The sequence below is a fragment of the Paraburkholderia sp. BR10954 genome, from assembly GCF_040965775.1.
Taxonomy (GTDB): Bacteria; Pseudomonadota; Gammaproteobacteria; order Burkholderiales; family Burkholderiaceae; genus Paraburkholderia; species Paraburkholderia youngii.
Genome location: NZ_JBFRCK010000014.1, coordinates 65,480 through 85,921, shown reverse-complemented (window position 1 = coordinate 85,921; position 20,442 = coordinate 65,480). Strand labels below are relative to the sequence as shown.

The 20,442-nt window shown below is 62.0% G+C and carries 17 protein-coding genes and 1 pseudogene; 8 read left to right on the top strand and 10 right to left on the bottom strand.

Annotated elements, in window-relative coordinates; genetic code table 11:
* Positions 1–363 precede the first annotated feature (363 nt).
* Together AB4Y34_RS20290 and AB4Y34_RS20285 are read left to right on the top strand one after the other, a co-directional pair.
* Entirely contained in the window at positions 364–1,275 is a 912-nt protein-coding gene (locus AB4Y34_RS20290; RefSeq protein WP_368717005.1) for a sterol desaturase family protein, read from the top strand.
* 284 nt (positions 1,276–1,559) lie between these two features.
* Positions 1,560–3,059: a trypsin-like peptidase domain-containing protein gene (locus AB4Y34_RS20285; protein WP_368717004.1), complete on the top strand. Its 1,500-nt coding sequence runs from the start codon at positions 1,560–1,562 to the stop codon at positions 3,057–3,059.
* Between the two features lie 247 nt (positions 3,060–3,306).
* Here the strand turns inward: AB4Y34_RS20285 and AB4Y34_RS20280 are convergent, their stop codons facing one another.
* The 3 genes from AB4Y34_RS20280 to AB4Y34_RS20270 form a co-directional block, all read right to left on the bottom strand.
* A complete protein-coding gene (locus AB4Y34_RS20280; protein WP_368717003.1) occupies positions 3,307–3,735 on the bottom strand; it encodes a hypothetical protein in 429 nt (142 codons plus the stop codon).
* An 880-nt stretch (positions 3,736–4,615) separates the two neighbouring features.
* Positions 4,616–5,218 carry a hypothetical protein gene (locus AB4Y34_RS20275; protein WP_368717002.1) on the bottom strand — a complete coding sequence of 201 codons (603 nt, stop codon included), beginning with the start codon at positions 5,216–5,218 and terminating at the stop codon, positions 4,616–4,618.
* Positions 5,219–5,555: 337 nt separating this feature from the next.
* The gene (locus AB4Y34_RS20270; protein ID WP_018435075.1) at positions 5,556–5,963 is read right to left on the bottom strand and encodes an OsmC family protein; all 408 of its coding nucleotides are present in this window, start codon (positions 5,961–5,963) and stop codon (positions 5,556–5,558) included.
* A 439-nt stretch (positions 5,964–6,402) separates the two neighbouring features.
* Here AB4Y34_RS20270 and AB4Y34_RS20265 point away from each other — a divergent pair, with 439 nt between their 5' ends.
* A complete protein-coding gene (locus tag AB4Y34_RS20265; protein ID WP_176380515.1) occupies positions 6,403–7,035 on the top strand; it encodes a LysE family translocator in 633 nt (210 codons plus the stop codon).
* Between the two features lie 179 nt (positions 7,036–7,214).
* Positions 7,215–7,670 carry a hypothetical protein gene (locus tag AB4Y34_RS20260; RefSeq protein ID WP_368717001.1) on the top strand — a complete coding sequence of 152 codons (456 nt, stop codon included), beginning with the start codon at positions 7,215–7,217 and terminating at the stop codon, positions 7,668–7,670.
* A 232-nt stretch (positions 7,671–7,902) separates the two neighbouring features.
* Here AB4Y34_RS20260 and AB4Y34_RS20255 read toward each other — a convergent pair.
* The 4 genes and pseudogenes from AB4Y34_RS20255 to AB4Y34_RS20240 form a co-directional block, all read right to left on the bottom strand.
* A pseudogene (locus AB4Y34_RS20255) lies at positions 7,903–8,339 on the bottom strand (SRPBCC family protein).
* 149 nt (positions 8,340–8,488) lie between these two features.
* Complete coding sequence (locus AB4Y34_RS20250) at positions 8,489–9,481, bottom strand: sugar-binding protein (RefSeq protein WP_368717000.1); 993 nt, start codon at positions 9,479–9,481, stop codon at positions 8,489–8,491.
* Between the two features lie 116 nt (positions 9,482–9,597).
* A complete protein-coding gene (locus tag AB4Y34_RS20245; RefSeq protein ID WP_176122760.1) occupies positions 9,598–10,593 on the bottom strand; it encodes an ABC transporter permease in 996 nt (331 codons plus the stop codon).
* Positions 10,594–10,648: 55 nt separating this feature from the next.
* On the bottom strand, positions 10,649–11,389 hold the full coding sequence (locus tag AB4Y34_RS20240) for an ATP-binding cassette domain-containing protein (protein WP_176122759.1): 741 nt from the start codon (positions 11,387–11,389) through the stop codon (positions 10,649–10,651).
* 310 nt (positions 11,390–11,699) lie between these two features.
* On the opposite strand from AB4Y34_RS20240, the gene AB4Y34_RS20235 reads away from it, so the two are divergent.
* Positions 11,700–12,878 carry a TIGR03118 family protein gene (locus tag AB4Y34_RS20235; protein ID WP_368716999.1) on the top strand — a complete coding sequence of 393 codons (1,179 nt, stop codon included), beginning with the start codon at positions 11,700–11,702 and terminating at the stop codon, positions 12,876–12,878.
* A gap of 128 nt (positions 12,879–13,006) precedes the next feature.
* Here the strand turns inward: AB4Y34_RS20235 and AB4Y34_RS20230 are convergent, their stop codons facing one another.
* From AB4Y34_RS20230 to AB4Y34_RS20220, 3 genes are all read right to left on the bottom strand, one after another.
* Positions 13,007–13,396, bottom strand: coding sequence for a hypothetical protein (locus AB4Y34_RS20230; RefSeq protein WP_368716998.1), 390 nt, complete (start codon positions 13,394–13,396; stop codon positions 13,007–13,009).
* A gap of 190 nt (positions 13,397–13,586) precedes the next feature.
* Positions 13,587–14,231 (bottom strand): transcriptional regulator, encoded by a 645-nt coding sequence (locus AB4Y34_RS20225; RefSeq protein ID WP_008923557.1) that lies wholly within the window; start codon positions 14,229–14,231, stop codon positions 13,587–13,589.
* A gap of 199 nt (positions 14,232–14,430) precedes the next feature.
* Positions 14,431–15,402: an ornithine cyclodeaminase family protein gene (locus AB4Y34_RS20220; protein WP_368716997.1), complete on the bottom strand. Its 972-nt coding sequence runs from the start codon at positions 15,400–15,402 to the stop codon at positions 14,431–14,433.
* A 239-nt stretch (positions 15,403–15,641) separates the two neighbouring features.
* On the opposite strand from AB4Y34_RS20220, the gene AB4Y34_RS20215 reads away from it, so the two are divergent.
* The 3 genes from AB4Y34_RS20215 to AB4Y34_RS20205 all read left to right on the top strand — a co-directional run bounded on the left by AB4Y34_RS20215 (position 15,642) and on the right by AB4Y34_RS20205 (position 20,335).
* A complete protein-coding gene (locus tag AB4Y34_RS20215) occupies positions 15,642–16,430 on the top strand; it encodes an ABC transporter substrate-binding protein (protein ID WP_176111711.1) in 789 nt (262 codons plus the stop codon).
* Positions 16,431–16,527: 97 nt separating this feature from the next.
* The gene (locus AB4Y34_RS20210; protein WP_368716996.1) at positions 16,528–17,772 is read left to right on the top strand and encodes an NAD(P)/FAD-dependent oxidoreductase; all 1,245 of its coding nucleotides are present in this window, start codon (positions 16,528–16,530) and stop codon (positions 17,770–17,772) included.
* A 145-nt stretch (positions 17,773–17,917) separates the two neighbouring features.
* Positions 17,918–20,335, top strand: coding sequence for a filamentous hemagglutinin N-terminal domain-containing protein (locus AB4Y34_RS20205; protein WP_368716995.1), 2,418 nt, complete (start codon positions 17,918–17,920; stop codon positions 20,333–20,335).
* Positions 20,336–20,442 lie beyond the last annotated feature (107 nt).

The window sequence follows — 20,442 nt, the reverse complement described above, 5'->3', positions numbered from 1 at the left end:
TTTCCATTTTCCAAGTCTAGTTCAAAAGGGTGCAACTTATATTGCCGGGGAAGGGGACAGGCTCGCGTCTGTGAATAAAAGATTCGGGAAGGCTACGCGTGCCGTGTTGCCAATAATCGCGCAGTCACGATGTAAGTTTGTTGAAATAATTCGGTAGGATGCTCTCGAAGCCAACGAGGGCGAAGCGGCGGCACATCGCCTTGTTCGCCGCGACCCTTGAATAGTAATCCCATGACACGCGGTGAAATACCTTTTGCGTAGCCAGTCACGCGAACCCTGTCTAAAGTGCGCGTATCGATGCGATGCACTGACCCCTCACCACCGCAGACGATACCTCCCGCCACCACCCGATATGGCATCGTCATGGAATCCTTCACAAAACTTCTTCTTGTCGTCACCGGCGTCGTCGTTGTCGTTTCGCTGATCGAAGCAGTCGTGCTGAGCCGCAGGAAGAGTGCGTCCTCACCATTTGCCTGGCACGAGGTGTGGATCTCACTGTTCGACCTGGCCGCGCGCAGGCTGATGTCGCTGCTGCCGATCTCGGTCGCGACGCCAGTTTTCAGCTTCGTCTACGACCATCGCATCTTTACGGTCGACATCAATAGCGCGCTCATGGTGTTCGCGCTTTTCATCGGAATGGAGTTCTGCTACTACTGGTATCACCGTGCGTCGCATCGCGTGCGCTTCTTCTGGGCCACGCATGCCGTGCACCATTCGCCGAACCAGTTGACGCTTTCAACGGCCTATCGTCTCGGCCTGACCGGCAAACTGACTGGCTCGACGCTGTTCTTCGCGCCGCTCGTATGGCTGGGTGTCAAGCCCGAGGTCGTGCTGCTCACGCTGTTCCTCAATCTCATGTACCAGGGCTGGTTGCATACCACCTACATTCCCAAGCTGGGCTGGTTCGAATATCTGTTCAATACGCCGTCACACCACCGTGTGCACCATGCATCGAACGTCGATTATCTGGACGCGAACTATGGTGGCGTGCTGATCATCTTTGACCGGATGTTCGGTACCTACGTGGAAGAACGCGCTGACGAACCGTGTCGCTACGGTCTCGTGACGCCGACCACGTCGCGCAACCCGCTCGTCGTCGAGTTCGAGCACTGGGCCACGCTGATTCGCGATATGTTCAACGCGAAGAGCCCGTGGATCGCGATCAATCACGCGATCCAGCCGCCGGGCTGGCTGCCGCACGGCGGAGGCGAAACGACCGAAGAACTGCGCCGCAAGAGCAAACAACCCGGCGCGGCGGGAGCGGTCAACGGCTAAGCTTTAGTCAGGAAGGTACGAAATTGCACTGGTCCGTGGTCAAGCGACTCGCGAAATCCGTAGCTGGTCTGGGTTGTATCGAGCTGTCTCGGTCATCCACGTCATTCTCTATATTCTGGCGCGCCAGAACTGGGTGATTTTGCTTTCGTGGTGAGCCGTGTCACACCGGAGCGCCGCCAGAGGCATAGAATTATTTCATCAGCGTCTGTCCTGTTCGCCATCGCTGTTAGCCTTGGTCGCTTCAGACTTCGATACGCTGCGATGACGACCGCCTCGGAGGCGCCGTGTTCCGCCGGACCTTGAATCGCACCTTGCTCCATGCTGCGGTGGTAGCTGGACTTCTGGGCGGCTGTCCGTGCCTCTTGCCAGCTGCGCTCGCCGCCGACAACGCCTCACCCAAGCCCGCCCAGGGGAAGTTGGTTGCACCGGCCAATGCCACGACGCCATCTGACTTCCCCACCATGGTCGAGCGATACGGGCCCGCTGTAGTCCATATCCGCGCAACGGCTCCAGAGAAGCAAACATCGGCGCCGCCCCCTGAGGACATCGGCCCTCACGATCCGATTGCCGCGTTTTTCAGCGGCGTCGCCCCGCAATCCCCGGAGCCGCAACGCAATATTGCTCGCGTGACAACGGGCACCGGCTCCGGTTTCATCATCAGCCCCGATGGCCTCATTCTGACCACCGCACATGTGGTGGATCAGGCGGACGAAGTCACGGTCAGTCTGACCGACCGGCGGGAGTTCAAAGGCAAGGTGCTCGTCGTCGACACAGATAGCGACGTTGCGGTGATTCAGATCGATGCTGCGACGCTGCCGGCCGTCAAGCTTGGTGACTCGTCGCGCGTGCGCGTCGGTGAACAGGTGCTGACGATCGGATCGCCCGACCGTTACCAGAACACCGTTACGACTGGCATTGTTAGCGCCACGTCGCGCCTGTTGCCCGACGGCAGCAGTTTTCCCTTTTTCGAGACCGAGGTCGCCGCCAGTCCCGACAATTCGGGCGGTCCTCTGTTTGACCGGGCGGGCGACGTGATCGGCATCGACGTGCAGGTTTATCCGGACGCGGAGCGGTACCCGAGCCTGACCTTTGCGATTCCGATCAACTCGGCGAATAAGGTGCGAGCGCAGTTGCAAACCCAGAGCAATGGCCCGGCGGGCATTGCTGGTGTAGAGGTTCAGGACGTCGGACCTGGGTTGGCGGTGGCCATTGGCGTGAAACGGCCGGCCGGGGCGCTCGTCAACATCGTCACGCCTGGTACGCCGGCCGCCGCGAGTGGCCTTAGGCCTGGCGACGTGATCACGCAGATTGGCGACAGGACGATCGCTCGCTCGGCCGAACTGTCGCAGTATGCGGCCGGGCTGCAGCCCGGAACGAAGACGACGCTCACGCTGATCCGCAGCCGAAAGCCGATGACGATTGAAATCATCGTCGGCGCGCCCGGCGCAACCCCAAGCGCCGTGCAAACCCCTGACGCAGCGTCGAATCCCCCTCCGGCCCAAAGCGCAAGCGCCGCACCGGATCGCCTTGGCTTGACGATGCATCCGCTGAACAACGACGAGAAGCGGGCGAATGATCTTCCGGAAGGGATGATGGTGGACCAGGTGACTGGACCTGCGGCGATGGCTGGCATTCGCACTGGCGATATCGTCCTGTCCTTCAATGGCGAGCTGATCGAATCCCGGGAGCAAGCGAGCGCAGCGGAAGAAAAGGCGAAGAAAGCGATATCGGTGCTGATCCAGCGTCAAAATGCTCGCCGGTTTGTCTCCGTCACGCTCAGGTGACCGTCGCTGCGTGATGCGCATGCAAAGTGCCTCATAACGCAAGCGGCATTAAGGCGACACAAACCGCAACCCCGCCCCGCACGGACCCTGTTGAGCCGTGTATGCCCATGCTATGTCCACGATCTCATAGCTTCATTGGGATGCGACCTATCAGGCACAGTGAATGCTGCATTTGCATGAGTCGCCGCCGACTTTGGAGGGATCGCGCAGAGGTGCGCCGGACGGCGATTCCGGCCACTAGTCCAGATCAGCCACGAAGATGGCGGGCGTTTTCATAGCTCAGAGGCTTAGGATAGAAAAACTGGTTCACGGCTCCCCATTGCCGTGACGGAACCGTGGGCGAACAGGCCGAACCGCGGCTCATTTCGATGAGCTCTCCGTAAGGGGACGGCAGATGAACGTAGTGAATGGAAGGACCAGGCGAAACGATCCAAAGCGTGTTGGAATGTTCAGGCGGACCGGGCTTCCGGGTTCGGGTGCAGGTAGCCCGGATGCAGACATCGATACCGCACAGCCTTCGCGTGGCCGACATCTCGCGCTTTGGGCTGGGTCGGCAAGCGCGTTGGCTGTCGCCGTCATGGGTGTGGTCGCGCAAATCGATCGGTTCGACGATGATCAGGCGCTCGGGATTATCGAAACCACGTCGCCAGCGCCACACACGACGTGGTTCGGGCATGTCGTGCTGCCGCCTCCCACTCACCCAACCGCGGTTGGCAGTGCTGAACTCGCCCCGCCTGCGTTTTCCGTTCCGTCCGATCATGGCGCTAAAGCTACTCCGGATAGTGCTGCGCCGCAGTCGGTTACGCGAGGGCCCGACGAGGCAAGCTATACCGCTACACAAGCTCGCCGCCATTCGGCGCCGGACGTGAGAGCAATCGAGCGGCATGCGAGCGGGACCACTGGACCCAAATCGCCGACGCCACGAGCGTCTTCGTCCGATCATGTCGCGGGACCATCGCCAGTTCCTGCGCTGGGATCTGCAACTAGCAGTGCTGAGCACGCCCCACGCCGGTCTTCCGCTTCGCTCGATCACCGCAGTGCATCTTCTCCGAATACTCGCGGCGCACCTTCTCGGAATTCTGCTTCACTGCAACTGGTTCAAAGGCAGCCTGCAGGCGCTCGCGCAGGAGGCGGTTTGGGCGCGGGCGGTTCAGGGGTAGGCGCAGCCGGTCCGGGTGCGGGCGGTTCGAATGCCGGCAACTCGGGTGCAGGCGCGGCCGGTTCGGGCGGACGTGGTTCTGGTGCAGGTGCCGGTGGCTCGGGCGCAGGTGCAGGCAGCTCGGGCGCAGGCGCAGCCGGTTCCGGTGCCGGTGGTTTAGGTGCCGGCAGCTCGAATGCCGGCAGTTCAGGCGCAGGCGGTCGCGGTGCGGGCAGTTCGGGTGCGGGCAGTTCTAGTGCGGGCAGTTCGGGTGCAGGCAGTTCGGGTGCAGGTAGTTCTGGCGCAGGCAGTTCGGGTGCAGGCAGCTCGGGTTCAGGCAGCTCGGGTGCAGGCAGTTCGGGCGCAGGCGGTTCGGGCGCAGGCGGTCGCGGTGCGGGCAGTTCGGGTGCGGGCAGTTCTAGTGCGGGCAGTTCGGGTGCAGGCAGCTCGGGTGCAGGTAGTTCCGGCGCAGGCAGTTCGGGTGCAGGCAGCTCGGGCGCAGGCGGTTCAGGCGCAGGCGGCTCCGGCGCAGGTAGTTCGGGCGCAGGCAGTTCGGGCGCAGGCGGTCACGGTGCAGGCAGTTCGGGCGCCGGCAGTTCGGGTTCAGGCAGTTCGGGTGCAGGCAGTTCGGGTGCAGGCGGTTCGGGTGCAGGCGGTTCGGGCGCCGGCGGTTCGGGCGCCGGAGGTTCGGGCGCAGGCAGTTCGGGCGCAGGTGGTCCCGGAGCAGGCAGTTCGGGCGCAGGCGGCTCGGGCGCAGGCGGTTCAGGTTCAGGCGGCTCGGGCGCAGGCGGCTCGGGTGCAGGCTGTTCGGGCGCGGGCGGTCACGGTGCAGGCATTTCGGGTGCAGGCGGTTCGGGCGCGGGTGGTCACGGCTCAGGCGGTCCGGGTGGAGGCGGTCACGGCTCAGGCGGTTCGGGCGGAGGCGGTTACGGCGGAGGCGGTTCGGGCTCGGGCTCGGGCGGGTCAAGGTAATCCGCCGCCTCGTTTTCGGCCGCGCTATCGTGCACGAGACGAAGGTCATAACGGCTATCCGACGGGGAAATCCCGATCGTGTGGCGCGACAATCTGAATGAGAAATGCGCCCCACGCAAGGTGAGAATGTCGCGGCGAAGTTGATGAGCCGATGTTGATTGACGCGCTTTTTTTGATTGTCGCCGATGCGGCTCTTGTTCGATGCGCGGCACGATCGGATGGAACTTGAAGGGCTAAATAAATCCCTTGCGTATGTCCCTCCGATGGCTGTATGCAGCCGGCCGCCCTGTTCTGGCAACACTGAGAGGAAACGTCAGTTGCCGAAGCGCATCGACCATATGAGAGCAATGACGGGAACTAGCCTGCAGTACGCGTTCATCCGCTCTTCACCGCTCTATCATCGTGGTGTCAATGCGCGTGCCGCGCTTGATGAAGAGCGTGACGGGCGTCTTTTCGCAGATCTCCGCGAGTCGAGCCCGTTGCGTGGCGTCGAGCGGCGCATCCACGTTGACGGTGCGACGAATGTACGGGTTGCGCTCCTGGTCCGCGTGGAGCGTCGTGGTCACATCGATGGCACCGTCGGGCCAGCCCTTGCGCTGCATGTACATGCGCAGCGTCGCGGACGTGCACGCGGCGAGACCCGCAAGCACGAATTCGAAAGGGGCAGGCCCGCGATCTTGACCGCCTTCGTGCGGGCCTTCGTCGCCAGCGAGCGCATGGCGGCCGGCTTCGAGGGCCACGAGATAGTTGGGGGCATCGGCGGCGAGCCGTGCGGAGGCGGTGGCGAGCGGCATGGTAACTCCTCGGAACTGGGCGCCACCGCAGCGGTGGTCGATTGCGGGGGCGCGTTCAATATCGCCGGCTGCGTGCGGCAAGAGGCCAGTAAGCGCTGCCGTATTTGCGTACAGCAGCAACGTACCACGTTCAGCGGCACCGGAGTCTCTCATATGCTCGCCCGTGGCGCGTTCAGGATTGACCAGCTCGGCTTGTCGTGCTGGCTGTCGTGCCCGCTCTCGCTGGAATGTAGTTGGGCTCGATCGTGCGGCAGAAGATCAGTCCAAAAACCTTCCGCCGTTGCTTTTTCCTATTCCTCATCGTCCTGTGTTCTCGAACTGGCGCTGCATCCGTTCGCTTGAGTCTCGCAAAACATCTGCTGGCGGCAACCCGCAAAGCTAATGGAAAATCACGGATGAAAATTCGCCGCCTTCGATACGCGTAACTTTGGAGTTTTCGATGCCCAATCTAAGCCATTTCCTTTCATTCGGTCTCGTTGCATTCGGCATGGTGCTTACACCCGGACCGAATATGGTTTATCTGATTTCACGCTCCATCTGCCAAGGTCGTCAAGCTGGACTTATCTCCTTGGCTGGCGTCGCCCTTGGTTTCATCTTCTACATGCTGTGTGCCGCATTCGGCATCACCGCTCTGGTTCTCGCAATACCCTACGCCTACGATGCGCTCCGCTTTGGCGGCGCGATGTATCTGCTCTATCTTGCGTGGCAAGCAGTCAAGCCCGGCGGACGCTCACCATTTCAGGTCCGCGATCTTCCCGTGGACAGCCGTCGCAAACTGTTCCTGATGGGGTTCACCACCAATCTGCTGAACCCCAAAATCGCCGTGCTTTACCTGTCGCTATTGCCTCAGTTCATTGATCCGTCGCACGGCAGCATATTTCATCAATCGCTTGCGCTGGGTGCAACGCAGATCGTGATCAGCGTCTGCGTGAATGCAGCCATTGCGACTATGGCTGGCTCGATTGCCGGATTTCTCGCGAGCCGCCCGACGTGGATTACGCTTCAACGCTGGTTGATGGGCACCGTGCTAGCGGGCCTTGCAGTCCGTATGGCAACGCAAGCCCGCCGGTAACCTTTCCTGTTCCGCGCCCACGAATGGGGGAAGGTGGAGAGCAGCGCCGCTCGACCTTCCCTGAGCGATCACGCTGCCGTCGATCCGGCGCACCGTCGCGCTGGTTGCGGTGATCGAAGCGGTGTTCCAGTTCCAGCTGTTCGGTCAGGCGCAATTGCTGACCGGCGGCGGACCGAACAATGCATCGCGACCGCTCGTCCAGTTCATCTACGAATCCGGCTTCCGCCAATGGTTGTTCGGCTATTCGGCTGCCGCGGCCCAAGACCGCCGACGAGTACGGCCGCGTCGCGCTCGAAACGGCCAAACTGATGCGCGCGGTCGATCCCACCATTCAACTCGCGGCGTGCGGCTCGTCGACCCATGACATGCCGACCTATGGAGCGCGGGAAGATCGCGTGCTCGAAGACTGCTTCGATCAGGTCGACTTCATCTCCTTGCACACGTACTTCGAGAACCGTCATGACTCGACCGCGGAATTCTTCGGCAACATCGACGTGATGGATCTGTTCATCAAGGAGATCGTCGCCGTTGCGGACAGCGTGGCGGCGCGCAAGCATTCGAGCAAACGCATCATGCGGTCGTTCGATGAATGGAATGTCTGGTACAAGGCGCGCTCGATTAACGATCTGCGCTAACCGGGCTGGCCAAGCGCACCGCGCCTGATCGAGGAGCATCCCCGGCTTTCCAAATGGTTACCCGGTGCCGGGCGCTGGCGCGAATCCACGCCAATCCATGTGCATGATTGGCGTGCGAGTGGGCGGCATCTGGCAGATCTTCTCGCAGCAAGTGTTCGTGGGCGGCGCATTCGCCGCCTTCCAGGTTCTGTAGTGCAATGTGTGTGAACAAAAGATTCGGAAAAAATCCGGGCTACGGCATTGTTTCCAAGGCTTTCTTCAGTCGCGCGACTGCCTCGTCGGATTCCTGCTGGATTCTCGTTCGAACGAACAAGACATTTAACACCGCAAACCACAGTGTCGGTGCGCGGTACACGAACTCGCGCTCGAATCGTGTCCCGGACGCTACGGGCGTTAGAGCGTAGCTCACTGTGCCTGCTGGCTTCCCGTCTATCGTGCCGACAATCGCCCATTTGCGCGGACGTCCCGTACGGCGACGGTCCACAGGACGCTTCCCCGGCGACCCGCCACGCGAAATTCTTCCGCAACCTGTTCACCAACGTTTAACGAGTGGTCGATCGCCCCTCTTACCGATAGCGAAGACGGATGCCAGCGGGGCCAGTGAGCGGGTGTCGTTACGTAGTCGAAAACCACCGTATCCGGTCGCTCGATCGAGATCACGGTGGCAATCCTCGTCGTAAGATTGACCGGCCGAGGCAACGGGACGGCAAGCAGTGCAGCGACCGCGACGACTGCCAGAACCGCGTTCATCCATTTCGATGGCCATTTCATCCGGGACTCGCGAAGTACGGCTTCGTCGTCGCCGTGGTCACCGGCTTTCAATGCTTCAGGCAAGTGTCGGCGTTCTTCCACGTGCAGACGTCGAGTCCCGTGTGAATGACCGGAGGCACGGACTTCCCTTCCGCGAGGTCACGCATGACCATCGCGGCGCGGTAGCCCATTTCCTCGGGCCGCTGGCCGACGAGCACATTCACCTTGCGGTCCTTGAGCGCCTGCAGTTCGGGCCCGAGCGTGTCAGCCGAGACGATCACGAATTTGCCGTTTTTGATCTTGTCCATGATCGGGGCGACGACCTGCGAAAAGGCCTGCGGAGCGAAGAGCGGCCAGCCGCCCGCCAGCAGAAAGGCGTCGAGGCCCGTGGGGTTGGCGGTCAGCGTGTCCTGCATCATCTGGTTCGCCTTCGCGGCGTCGTCGTTCACGTAGAGCGGACAGCCACTGATCTCATGCCAGCCGTTCTCGCCAGCGAGCTTGCTGACGCCTTTCTTGCCGGATAGCACGTCGCGTGCGCCCTGGGCCCGCTGATTGATGTTCTCCGCTGCCGGATTGCCCATCACGAGGCAGACGTTGCCGCCTTTCGGCATCAGCATCTTCAACTGCTCGCCAAGCTTGGCGCCCAGCTCGTAGTTGTCGGTGCCGACATAGCTCTTGCGCAGCGACGCATCCTTCGGGAGCAGATCGGCATCCGCAGTGATGACCGGGACCGATCCGCCGCGGCGGCGCAGCACCTCCGCCACAGCCGGCGCGTTCGCGGGCGAGATCGCCATGCTCGCGACGCCCTTGGTCAGCAGGTCGTCGATGATCTGCACTTGCGCGCTCTCGTCGGCCGCGGTCGCGGGACCGGTGTAATAACAGTTGTAGCCTTGCTTGTTGAGTTCCTTGTTCGCCCGTTCGCATCCCTGATGCATAAGGTCGAAGTACGGGTTGTCGAGACCCTTGACGACCAGCGCAAGGGTCTTATCGGCCGCAAAGCCCGGGGACGCCAGCATCGCGAGTCCTCCAGCCGCAGCAAGACACATCCACAGTTTTTTCATAGCTTCCTCCTGTTGGGCGCCGGCTCTACGGTGCCCATGTCGGCTTACACAGTCTTCGTAACGCGTCCCGCGTCCTGCGCACCGGCTCGAAAGCGGCCGGTGCGTCCAGAGACACTTCAATCCCCTTGCCGCTCGCCACCGAGCCGGTTGAAGAGCACCGCGACGACAATGAAGCTGCCGACGACCGTGCCCTGCCAGAACGCGTCGACGCCGAGCAGGATCAGACTGTTGCGGATGACTTCGATGAGCGCCGCGCCGACGACCGTGCCGAAGGCGCTGCCAACCCCGCCGATCAGATTGGTCCCACCGACCACGGTGGCCGCGATCACGCGCAGCTCGTCGCCCGTGCCGAGGCCTGTCGTGACTGCGCCCAGCCAGCCGACTTCGAGAATCGCCGCGACGCCCGCCATCAGGCCGCACAGCACGTAGACGCTGCAAACGATGCGGCGTACCGGTACGCCGGTGAGAGTCGCCGCATGACGGTTGCCGCCGATCGCGAACACGTAGCGGCCCCAGCGCGTCCAGCCGAACGCGAACCAGAACAACAGCCCAAGCAGGATCAGGAACCACACCGGATTGGCGACGCCGAGCGTCGCGCCGCCGCCGAGCGCGAGGAGTTTGCTGCCGTCAGGGCCGAAATCGAAAATGGTCCGGCTGCGGGAAATCACGAGTGCGAGGCTGCGGCCGACGCTCAGCATGGCGAGTGTCACGACGAAAGGCTGCATGCCGAGATACGCGATCAGCAAGCCATTGACGAGGCCGACCAGCCCGGCGGTCAGTAGTCCCATGCCGATGCCGGCCCAGATCGGGTAGCCCGCGTTCATGACGACCGAGAGCACGATACCGCTGATGCCGATGGTCGAGCCAACCGAAATGTCGATGCCGCCCGTGACGATCACCGCCATCATTCCCAGCGCCACGATGGCGACGAAGGCGAAGTTTCGCGTAACGTTGAAAAGATTCTCGGAGGTCGCGAAGGTCGAGGTCGCAATCGATAGGGCGATACAGGCAACGATCGTTGCCAGCACGACCCAGAACACCTGGCTTGCGAGTAGTCCCGACCAGCGAGTATGCGTCCTCGCGGACTGTGGATCATCGAGCAATGGCGGCATTGTGGGGGGCCTTCGCGACGCGTCGTTCAATGTGGGGCTCCGAGGCAAGGCAGTTTCAGGCAGCGGCGATGGCGCCGGTGATGAGACCAGTCACCTCTTCCGGGGAGGACGCTTCGGTCTTCTTGTCCGCGACCTTGCGCCCGCGCCGCATGACAACCACCCGGTGGGCGACGGCGAATACGTCAGGCATGCGGTGGCTGATGAGGATGACGGCGATACCGTGTTCGGACAGGCGTTTGATGAGATCGAGCACCTCGGCGACCTGGCGGACGCTGATTGCGGCGGTCGGCTCGTCCATGAGGACGAGCCTCGCTTCAGAGAGGCGTGTGCGGGCGATGGCCACCGCTTGCCGCTGCCCTCCCGACATTTGCCTGACGAGGTCGCGCGGGCGCGTCTCGGACTTCAGTTGCTTGAACAGATCACCCGCACGCCGATACATGGTCGCGTGATCGAGCACACGGATAGGTCCGAACCCGATCCGCAGTTCGCGGCCAAGGAAGACGTTGGCGGCTGCCGTCAGATTGTCGCAAAGCGCGAGGTCCTGATAGACGACCTCGATGCCGCGAGTGCGGGCGTCGATCGGCTTGTTGAAATGCACGGGATTTCCATCGATGAGAATGTCACCGTGCGAAGGCGGAAAGTTGCCCGCGACCACCTTCACCAATGTCGATTTCCCGGCCCCGTTATCGCCCATGAGCCCGACCACCTCGCCTGGCTCCAGGCTGAGCGTCACGTCGATCAGGGCCTGAATGGCGCCGAAATGTCTGGAAACGCCTCTGAGCTCGAGAAGACTCATAGACTGTCGCGTTCGCTGGGTGGAGGCGCCCACCGCATTGGCTGGGCGGCCAGTAGACGTACGAGGTAGGTAGATGTTTTTTAGTGCACGATGCGGCTTTTAGCAAGGCACTTTAGCCACCTGCCGAACTCGCTCATCTGCCGTGCCCGCTTCACTTCATCACCATGCAGATAGATCGACGTCGTCGACTCTGAAGCAATCGGTCGTGGCAAGTCGTGGCTTCGGAATTCTTCGTGTAGAGCGGGAATATTCGAAGTCCTGCGGTCGTTTAGCTTGCGGCGATGTCTCGCCAGTGCCGAGGAGGGTAGCTATGTCTCTGATCTCGCGTGGTTTCAAGGCGGCTGTGATTGTGCTCGCCGCCGGTTTCACAATCGGGCATGCCGCTGCTGATGATGCCTATGTCGTCAAACCGCTCGTGTCCAACGTGGCAGGTGCTGCCCCGAAGGTCGACGGTGTTTTGCAGAACGCCTGGGGTATTGCCTTTAGTCCGGCAGGAAGTCCATTCTGGATCAGCGACAACGCCACCGGCTGCTCCACGCTGTATGACGGCGAGGGGACAAAGGTGACGGCGTTGCAGGTCGCCATCCCGCTGCCAGGCAACGTGGTACCGGCCGGCGCCTGTCATCCCGTCCTTCCGAAGTCTCCACCGAATCCCACGCCCGCGGCGCCAACCGGGATTGTATGGAATCCTTCGTCTGCGTTTCTCGTGCCAGGTACCAAGATCCCGGCCATATTCATCTTCGCAACTGAAGATGGCACGATTTCCGCTTGGGCCGGTGGGTTGAATCCGGCGAACAACGCCGTGATCGCGGTCGATAACTCGTCCAATCCCTCCGCCGCCAACGGGGCTGTCTACAAGGCGCTCGTCTTCGGAGTGAATGCGCAAGGCGGATTCCTGTTTGCGACGAACTTCCGTTCGGGTCGGATCGATGTCTTTGGGCCGAACGGTTCAGACGGCCTGTTCACGCCTGCGACGACTGACGGCGGCTTCGTCGACCCGAACATCCCAGCCGGCTACGCGCCGTTTGGCATCGCGAACATCGATGGGGATCTTTTCGTCACCTACGCAAAGCAGAACAAAGAGAAGCACGACGACGATGCAGGACGCGGTCGTGGATTCGTCGATGTATTCGATACCGACGGCCACCTGCTGCGTCGCTTTGCAAGCCGAGGGACGCTCGACTCGCCGTGGGGTATCACGCGCGCATCGTTTGCGTTCGGCCGCTTCAGCGGCAAGATTCTCATTGGCAACTTCGGCGATGGTCGAATCAATGTCTTCGACAATGACGGCGGGTTCGTCGATCAGTTGGAGAATGAGTTCGGCAATCCGCTGGCAATCGACGGGCTGTGGACTCTGACACTCGGTGGCGGCCGCAATTCGAGCCCCGACACGCTGTACTTCTCGGCCGGTCCTAACAAGGAGACAAATGGACTGTTCGGGATCATCGCTCCAGCAAGCGGCTCCAGGGAGCGAGTCGCCGACCATTGACGATATCAAAGTTCGGGACGAAGGACCTTGCCTCAGCCGGTCGCGGAACTCGCCAGACGTGACCGGCTGCCTCCGGACTGAGCTTTGCTCACAGGTCTGGTTATTCACTGGATCGAATGGTCTAAACTTCAGTCATTGCGTCGATGCAGCCGCAGCGGATAGGCGATCAAAGACCATGACAGCGGCACCGGACAACGCAAAACGCGCCACCTGTTACGCAAAACATGCCATCGGGTGACGGCGCCATCATGCCGACGGCTGTGAATAGTGGCGATGAGTACTGAAAGAACGGGGTATGGCAGGTTTGCATCATGAAGGGGAAGGTTCTGTTTGCCGTGCTGCTGCTTGGCACGATAGATTGCGCTGCGGAGCCAGGTTATTACAACACGTGCGCGGCGTATCCGGCTTATCCGTGTGAGTTCTATGCCGGGTGCCCGTCTCGCGGCCAGCCATGTGTATTCCTTGGCGGCGATTTCCGCCGCTTCCACGACTTTGACCATGGCGACGGCTTTCACCATGGGTTCCACGGTCGCAGTACTCAGTTCGAGCAGGGCGGGGGCCACAGCGGCGGTCACGGCGCACGCAACTAGGCACCGGCACAGGAGTCTATCGCCGGAAATTCAGACGAGCAGAGTGAGGCACGCGCTGTCGCAACGGGCATCGCCCTTGCCATCGCGTGCATGTCGGGTCGGTGTTGTTTGTCCCGTATCAGGTCGCCGTGCCTCGCAAATCTCTAATGTGCTGATAGACGGTGGCACGTCCCATCCCCAACACATTCGCGACGTAGTTGGCAGCGCTCTTCCCCTTGAACGCCCCTTCGGCCCACAGCGCTTCGACGATCTCGCGACGATGGTCGCGAGTCAGCGAATTCAGCGCCAACTGACGTTCCTGCAGCCATGTGTGAAGGAACGTGTTGATGCGTTCCTGCCAGTCGTCCTTGAACAGCTCTTCGGGCTGCTTCACGACACCGGCGCCGGAGATCACACGATCGATCACATGTTTGATGTCTTCGAAGACGGCGATGTTGTAGTTCACGCACATCACGCCGACAGCGCTACCGGCATCGTCGAACAACACCGTGCTGACGCACCGCATTCGCCTCCCATCCCAATTGATTTTTTCATACGGCCCGACCGTACCGGACTCCGCGGAATGGTCGATCTCTTCCAACGCGGAGTCGTCGCCGAGTTCGCGTTTCGACAGATTATTGGCGATGTAGGCGATCGTTTGACTTTGCAGGTCATGAATGACGATTTCGACGTAGGGGAAAAACAACAGCGCAATGCCATCGGCGACACGGCTGTAGCGATCCAGAAGTAGCCGACGTGCGGCCGTTGTCTTGGGCTTTCGCATAGGGATAGATGCTTGCAGCTTTCTGAAAGTCCACTTGGGTGGGCGACGGTATGGAAGGTCCGAAATGTTCGGCATTTTGCCACGAGCGATGCGGTACTTCTGCTCGATGGCACGACGACCAGCATGTCGGCGAACGGCCTTTGCCATTGCCCCGGCGGCATGGTGCGATCTGGCGCGTCGGCAAGATCGTGGCGATTACTTACATGCCCGCTCGAGCAGTCAGATATTTGAACAGTTCATAGGCAATCGCGACGTCTTCAAGACCCAGCCCGATCGAGCGGAAAAACGCATGCTTTCGATAGGATGGCTTAGTCGCTTCGCCGCACATGAGTTCGGCGAGATCGCCCAGCACGGCTTCGGGACGCCAACCATGATGTTGCGAAGCCAGCTTCATCTCGCCCGCGCTGGCTGGGGTGGTGCGGCGGTAGTCGCAATAGACGTCCATGTCGGCAAGCCATGCGGGCGGAATCTCATGAGCGTTCGCCACGTTGGTGCTGATAGACGTGATGAGCGCTGGCTTGCCTAGCATGTTTTCGTGCAGCACCGGGGTGCCGGACGAGGTACACAGCGCAACGACGTCGGCGTCGGCGACACAGTCTTCGATTCTTGTACAGATGGAGACTCTTTCATCGAGCGCCGCGAGCTGCGCACGTTTTTCGGTGTCGTTCGCAAGCCCGGGCGAAAACACCCGGATTGATTGCCACGGCCGTGTCCACGCCAGATGGCGCACATGAGCCCGTCCGACCGCCCCTGCGCCGACAATAGAGAGCTGGCGCGCATGATCGGCAGCGAGTTGCTGTACCGCGAGTGCGGTCGCTCCGGCGGTGCGCTCGATCGTCAGCAAGCCTGAATCGCACCACATCAGCGGTTGCCCCGTTTCCATCGACATCAATGCCGTCCACGCGGTAATGATCGGTTTCGCCTGCGTGACGATGTACGGCGACAGCTTCGCGCCGAACACCTTCGCGTCCGCCATCACGCCGAGATAGGTGATGAAGTCGCCAGCGTTCTGCGGGAAAGGAGTCAGCGTCTGCGGAGGTTGCACTGCCATGTGGCTTCCGAGCGCGCGAAACATCTGCGCCAACACGCTGCGCACGTCGAGGTGAGGAAGCGCCTCGCGAACGGTTTGCTGGTCGACGATCAGGGGCAATGCGTTTTCTGACTGGATCATTGAACTGCGCTCCACAACGATGCCGGTGCTCCGGCGGTGAGGCGATTCTAAGTCAAACAGTCCAGTCTGGACATTTATTTTTGAAATTGCTTGCTTTTATATCTGTCCAGAATAGACTGTCAATCCAGAGCAGGTGTGAGGCCGGCGCGTCAGCATGCCTCATGCGATGTCTCGGAGCGGGTCGGTCAACCGTCGCGCATGCCCTCAATCGTCGTCGCCCAAACACCAGGGGACCTTTTATGTTTCGGAAGCTTCAACTTTCACTTATCGTCGCCGCTGCGTTGGTGGGCTCGCTTGGGACCGTCGGCGTGCAGGCTCAGGACACCTTGCGCTTCGGCATCGAGGCAGCCTACCCGCCGTTCGAAAGCAAGTCGCCGAGCGGGCAATTGCAGGGCTTCGACGTCGACGTCGGCAATGCGGTCTGCACGAAGCTGGGCGTGAAGTGCGTGTGGGTCGAAAACGCGTTCGATGGACTGATTCCCGCGTTGGAAGCCCGCAAATTCGACGTAATCAATTCCGCGATGAACATCACGGACAAGCGCAAGCAATCGATTGAATTCACGAAGCCGATCTATATCGTGCCGATCGTGATGGTGGCCAGACGTGGCTCCGGCCTGTTGCCCGACGTGAAAAGTCTGCAGGGCAAACGGGTGGGCGTGTTGCAGGGGTCCTCGCAGGAGGATTTCCTAAAAGCTCACTGGGCGAATGCCGGCGTAACGGTGGTCTCGTACCAGGACCAGGATCAGGTCTACGCCGACTTGCTCGGCGGGCGCCTCGACGCTGCCGTTCAGGAGGCGCAAACTGCGCAGGACGGCTTCCTCGGCAAGCCGGCGGGCCACGAGTATGCGATCGTCGGCAAGCCGCTCAGCGATCCGGCAACGCTCGGCGAGGGCACCGGCTGGGGCTTGCGCAAGGCCGACAAGGCGCTGGTCGCGAAAGTCAATGCCGCACTCGACGCGCTGAAGAAAGACGGCACGCTGAGCAGTCTTTCGCAGAAGTATTTCAACAACGACATCATCGCGAAGTAACGGGTCCACGAGCCGGCGCCAGAGGTTTCGCGCCGGCTTGCTGCGCAAAATGCGGCAGCCCGGCGTCCAGTCCTGACAGAAAAAGCGAAGCGAGTTTATGGATTTCGATGTGATAGTGCTGGGCGCCGGGATTGTCGGCGTATCGTCCGCACTGCAGTTGCAGGATCGCGGCCGCCGGGTGGCACTGGTGGACCGGCGCGCTCCGGGCGAAGAGACCAGCTTCGGCAACGCGGGTCTGATTGAAAGCTCGTCGGTCGTTCCGTACGGTTTTCCGCGCGATTTCAGCACGTTGCTGCGCTATGCGAAGAATCGTTCGACCGACCTGTATTGGGACTATCGGGCGTTGCCGCACTTTGCGAGCTGGCTGGCGCGCTTCTGGTGGGAATCGTCGCCCGAGCGATTGATGGCGGCCGCGCGCGACATGTTGCCGTTGATCCAGCAAAGCGTTGCGGAACATGATCGGCTCATCGAGCGCGCGCAACTCGGCCATCTCATTCGCGACAGCGGCTGGATCGACGCCTATCGCACCCCGGCGGAATTTTCGCGGCAGGCGGCGGCCGCCGCAATGACTGCCAGGACCTATGGCTTGCGGGTCGCGGTGCTGGATTCGGCGGCGCTGGCCGCGCGCGAGCCAGGCCTCGCGGACGGCTTTTGTGGCGCGTTGCATTGGCAGGACCCGAAGAGCATCGTCAATCCCGGGGCACTGACCAAAGGTTATGCGAGTCTTTTCGAAGCAGGCGGCGGAACGGTGCTCACCGGCGACGCCGCCACGCTAACGGCGCAAGCGGGCGCGTGGAACGTTCAGACATCGTCGGGCCGGATCAGCGCAAAAGAAGTCGTGGTAGCGCTCGGTTCATGGTCTGACCGCGTTTTCGCGCCGCTTGGTTACCGCATTCCTTTGCGCGCGAAGCGCGGTTATCACATGCACTACCGTCCTACCCGCCAGATGCTGTCGATGCCGTTCGTCGACGCGGAGCAGGGCTACGTGGTGGCGCCGATGGAAGGGCGGTTGCGGCTCACCACCGGGGTCGAGATCGCGCGGCGTGACGCCAGGCCGACAGGCATCCAGCTCGAACGCGCGGAGCGAATCGCCAGGCCGAGCTTCGGTCTGGGTGAGCGGCTCGACACGAGTCCGTGGCTCGGCCTGCGTCCTTGCACACCCGACATGCGGCCAGTCATTGGGCGCGCGCCGCGTCATCGCGGGTTGTGGTTTGCATTCGGTCACAACCACCATGGCTTGACGCTGGGGCCCGTCACCGGTCGACTGTTGGCGGAGATGATGACCGGGACACCGACTTTTGCTGATGCGCGTCCGTTTCGCGCTGAACGGTTTCGTAGTTAGTCCGCACAGGACGGCGCAAAACGTTGAGATATCGGCATGCATCGGCGACGCCGACTGCTATTCTTCAGACACAGCGACTCATGCATTTCCGGTCGACTCTGCGGGTCGTCGGCAGCCATTCCGCACGCAGCGGAAAGGGGGCTGTATGTCGCATTCGAAACCACCCTGGCCCTCGCGACGCGCACTGCGTCGACAGCACTGGCGCGGCCGCATCTGGCTTGCCGTCGGCATTTCGCTGACTGGACTGTCCCTGACACCCGTTGCGTTCGCGGCGGGCCGCCTTCCGCAAGGCGGCACATATACTGCCGGTACTGGCACGATAGTTAACCAGGGCAACGCTCTTTTGATCACGCAACCGGGTTCGACGCGCGGCGTGATCGACTGGAGCAGTTTCTCGATCGGCAGGCACAACAGCGTGACGTTCGACAACGGCACGGGCGCGACCCTGAACCGGGTAACGGGTGGTTCGCCCTCGGCCATTTTTGGCAGGCTCAGCGCAACGGGAAGCCTCTATGTGATCAATCCGCAGGGCATCGTCGTGGGTCCGTCGGGTGTGGTCAGCACCGGTGGCCGCTTCGTCGCGTCCACCCTCGATGTCTGCAACAGTGCATTCATGAGCGGCAGCAGCGCGCTTACGCTCTCGGGCGGCTCCGATGCAAGCGTGGTCAACCTGGGCAGCATCAGTTCGAGCGGCGGCGATGTGTTCCTGATTGCGCGACACGCAGTCATCAACGCCGGCACCGTGGCAGCGCCCAACGGCACGGCGGAACTGGCCGCAGGGGGCCAGTTGCTGTTGCAGGACTCAGCGGGCAGCCGGCAGGTGTTCGTTCAGACGGGGAGTCAGGGCACGGTCGTCAACAACGGGCTGATAAACGCGGCGCAGGTCAGCCTGCAGGCCGCCGACGGCAACGTCTATGCGCTTGCAGGTGGTGGCACGCGCATCCGCGCGACGGGCACGGCCAGCCGCGACGGCCATGTGTGGCTGGTGGCCGACAGCGGCCGTGTGGACCAACTCGGCAGGATCGCCGCAGGCAACGCGGACGGCAGCGGCGGAACGGTCGATACCCGGGCGGCACAACTGACGTTCGGCAGGCACGCGGTGGTCGATGCGGGCCAATGGAACCTCCTGACCCCCGCTTTCACGATCGATGATGCCGACGCGCACGCGTTGCGCCGCAGCCTGAACGATGGCACCTCGGTCAACGTCACCGCGACGGGCGCCAACGGAGCAACGGGCGACCTGGGTGTCACGTCGAGCCTGCGCTGGTCAGGTCCGGCTTCGCTCACGCTCGCGGCGTACCGCCACGTCTCAGTGACGTCGGGTACGACCATCGCGAACAACGGTACGGGCAACCTGACCTTACGCGCCGACGCGTCAGGCATCGACAACGGCGGCAGCGTGACCAGCGGTGGGACCATCGACTGGTCGAAAAGTACCGGCATCGTCAGCGCGCTCTACGACATGAACGGCAGCTACAGTCCCGGCACGATCGTCGCGAACAGCGCCTGGACAGCAGCTCCGTATAGCGGTCTTATCGCCCAGGTGACCGGCTACAAGCTGGTCAATTCGGTTGGCGATTTACAGAACATCGCGCTCGATCTCGGCGGCGCATATGCGCTCGGCAAAGACCTCGACGCCAGTGCGACCGATACGTCTTTCGCTTTCTCTTCGCTCGGCAATGCGACCACGCCATTTTCCGGCCAGTTCGACGGGATGAGCCATGTGATCGACAGGTTCACCCAGATTGATCAGAGTTCGACCGAGCAACCGGCGACGGGACTGTTCGGCGCGATCGGGCCGACCGGTGTCGTGCGCAATGTCGGGATGACCAACGCCCGGATAGCGACCAATTTCTATTTCCCGAGCGGGCTCCCGCTGGGCATTCTGGCCGGCGAGAATCATGGCTTGATTACCTACGCCTACACTACCGGCAGCCGCGGTTCCGGCGCGTTCGAAGGCGCGGTCCTCGGCGGACTCGTCGGACGCAACGACGGCCTGATCGAGCGCTCGTGGAGCAGCGCGTTCGTCGGTTCTGCCGGCCTGCTCGGCGGCCTCGTCGGTGGCAACGGCGGTACCATCCTGCAATCTTATGCGACAGGGCATGTGAGCGGCGGCAATCATGGCTCCGGTGGCGGTCTGGTCGGCGCTAACGACGGAACGATTTCGCAGTCGTATGCCACGGGGCAAGTGTACGGCCCATTCAGCGCTGGCGGACTGGCTCTGTCAAATACCGGCCTCATCGAGCAGTCGTTTGCGTCGGGCGAGGTCTTGGGACCAAGTTTCCAGGGCCCGGATTATGGCACTTATGGCGGCATCGTCGCCGTCCAGGGCTTACCGGCTGGAGTGCCGCTCGCGTCCAACGTGTACTGGGACAAGGAGACGACAACGCGAACGAAGAGCAGCGGATACGGCGCGCAGCTATCGGCGTCCAACGGGCTCACGACCGCACAGATGAGCAATCCGGCCAGTTTTGACGCCTCGTGGGATTTCAGTGAGACCGGGACGTGGGTTATACCGGCGGGCGCGACCCACCCGATCCTGCGCTGGCAACTAGCGCCCTAGGCGCTGCCGCGAACTGGGGCGCGCACGCAGAACTGTCTCAGCCGCGTCGGCTGGTGGCATAGCAACGACAGATTGGGGGAAGCCGGCCTCCGACTGCCTGCCTGAGC

Bases quoted from the DNA above. Each gene is read 5' to 3' on its own strand.
- AB4Y34_RS20290 (WP_368717005.1), top strand. From the start codon at position 364: ATGGAATCCTTCACAAAACTTCTTCTTGTCGTCACCGGCGTCGTCGTT.
- AB4Y34_RS20280 (WP_368717003.1), bottom strand. From the start codon at position 3,735: ATGCCCGAACCACGTCGTGTGTGGCGCTGGCGACGTGGTTTCGATAAT.
- AB4Y34_RS20275 (WP_368717002.1), bottom strand. From the start codon at position 5,218: ATGACCTTCGTCTCGTGCACGATAGCGCGGCCGAAAACGAGGCGGCGG.
- AB4Y34_RS20270 (WP_018435075.1), bottom strand. From the start codon at position 5,963: ATGCCGCTCGCCACCGCCTCCGCACGGCTCGCCGCCGATGCCCCCAAC.
- AB4Y34_RS20265 (WP_176380515.1), top strand. From the start codon at position 6,403: ATGCCCAATCTAAGCCATTTCCTTTCATTCGGTCTCGTTGCATTCGGC.
- AB4Y34_RS20260 (WP_368717001.1), top strand. From the start codon at position 7,215: ATGCATCGCGACCGCTCGTCCAGTTCATCTACGAATCCGGCTTCCGCC.
- AB4Y34_RS20250 (WP_368717000.1), bottom strand. From the start codon at position 9,481: ATGAAAAAACTGTGGATGTGTCTTGCTGCGGCTGGAGGACTCGCGATG.
- AB4Y34_RS20245 (WP_176122760.1), bottom strand. From the start codon at position 10,593: ATGCCGCCATTGCTCGATGATCCACAGTCCGCGAGGACGCATACTCGC.
- AB4Y34_RS20240 (WP_176122759.1), bottom strand. From the start codon at position 11,389: ATGAGTCTTCTCGAGCTCAGAGGCGTTTCCAGACATTTCGGCGCCATT.
- AB4Y34_RS20235 (WP_368716999.1), top strand. From the start codon at position 11,700: ATGTCTCTGATCTCGCGTGGTTTCAAGGCGGCTGTGATTGTGCTCGCC.
- AB4Y34_RS20230 (WP_368716998.1), bottom strand. From the start codon at position 13,396: ATGGTGAAAGCCGTCGCCATGGTCAAAGTCGTGGAAGCGGCGGAAATC.
- AB4Y34_RS20225 (WP_008923557.1), bottom strand. From the start codon at position 14,231: ATGCGAAAGCCCAAGACAACGGCCGCACGTCGGCTACTTCTGGATCGC.
- AB4Y34_RS20220 (WP_368716997.1), bottom strand. From the start codon at position 15,402: ATGATCCAGTCAGAAAACGCATTGCCCCTGATCGTCGACCAGCAAACC.
- AB4Y34_RS20215 (WP_176111711.1), top strand. From the start codon at position 15,642: ATGTTTCGGAAGCTTCAACTTTCACTTATCGTCGCCGCTGCGTTGGTG.
- AB4Y34_RS20210 (WP_368716996.1), top strand. From the start codon at position 16,528: ATGGATTTCGATGTGATAGTGCTGGGCGCCGGGATTGTCGGCGTATCG.
- AB4Y34_RS20205 (WP_368716995.1), top strand. From the start codon at position 17,918: ATGTCGCATTCGAAACCACCCTGGCCCTCGCGACGCGCACTGCGTCGA.